The sequence below is a fragment of the Actinomadura sp. GC306 genome (genome assembly GCF_004348665.1).
Classification (GTDB): Bacteria; Actinomycetota; Actinomycetes; order Streptosporangiales; family Streptosporangiaceae; genus Spirillospora.
The window spans coordinates 1-1,184 of sequence record NZ_SMKM01000536.1; the positions used below are offsets into that span (position 1 = coordinate 1).

The following is a 1,184-nucleotide window of genomic DNA, read 5'->3' on the forward strand; positions in this document are numbered from 1 at the left end:
GCCCCGGCCTCCGGCCGGCGTTGACTTGCGGCGTGTTGCCCTTATGGAGCGCTCCATAAGGGCAACACGCCGCAAGTCAACGAGGGAGGGGGCGTGGCTGCGGGATCGCCCGTTTCCGGGTACAGCTGGTCACCGTGTCGCTACCCTTAGGTAGTGCCGGTGTCCCGCCGTCCTCGATCCCCGGAGTATCGATGCCGAACCTCGCCGCCAGTGTCGTCGCGGGCGCGCTGGTCGCCCTGACGGCCGCATCGCCGGAGTCGGCGACGTCCCTCCGGCTCACCCTCGACCACCCGGACCGCGGCACCTCGCGGACCGTCACGCTGCGTTGCGATCCGCCGGGCGGCGAACATCCCGCGGCGGCGCGGGCGTGCTCGGAGCTGACCGGGTCCGGCGGCGAGTTCGCCCACGCGCCGGACGGCCGGATGTGCACCGCCGTCCACTCCCCCGTCGTCGCCCGCGCGGCCGGGCGGTGGCGCGGCGAGCCCGTCCGCTTCCGCGCGGAGTACGGCAACGACTGCGTCATGCGCTCGCAAACCGGATCGGTTTTCGCCTTCTGACAGCAGCCCAGGGCCGGTCGCGCGAAACAGCCCGCATAGGCGCGCCGACCGTGGGTAAGGCGCGCACACGTGTTAACGCGAGCCGCCGGCGGTACGAGAGGATGTGCGCGCGATGCCACCAAGGGTCAGCGACGTGATGACGGCGGCACCGGAGACGCTGCCGCTGGACGCGACGCTGTACGAAGCCGCCCGCATCATGCGGGACCGAGGGATCGGGGACGTGCTGGTCACCTACGCGGGACGCCTCTGCGGCGTCGTCACCGACCGTGACATCGTGGTGCGCGCGGTCGCCGAGAGCCGCGACACCTCGCTCACCCCGCTGGGCGACGTCTGCACCGCGGAGCTGGCGACCGTCCGCCCCGAGGACGACACCGGGACCGCGGCCCGGCTGATGTGCGAGCGGGCGGTCCGGCGCCTCCCCGTCGTGGACGCCCAGCACCGTCCGGTCGGGATCGTCAGCATCAGCGACCTGGCCGTGGCCAACGGCGACGGCGGGCCCCTCCCGGTGATCAGCAAGGCCCCTCCGAACAACTGACCCCACTGGACGACCGACCCCACCGTGATGTGGTACGGGCGGTCGATGAAGTCGAACCGGATGACGTTGTTGAACGCCCAGACCACCATGAC

Annotated in this window: 2 protein-coding genes; both read left to right on the top strand. The window is 72.0% G+C overall.

What is annotated here, in order from left to right; all coding sequences use genetic code 11:
- Positions 1-191 precede the first annotated feature (191 nt).
- Entirely contained in the window at positions 192-557 is a 366-nt protein-coding gene (locus E1200_RS33350) for an SSI family serine proteinase inhibitor (protein ID WP_131956669.1), read from the top strand.
- A gap of 112 nt (positions 558-669) precedes the next feature.
- Positions 670-1,092 (top strand): CBS domain-containing protein, encoded by a 423-nt coding sequence (locus E1200_RS33355; RefSeq protein WP_131956671.1) that lies wholly within the window; start codon positions 670-672, stop codon positions 1,090-1,092.
- Positions 1,093-1,184 lie beyond the last annotated feature (92 nt).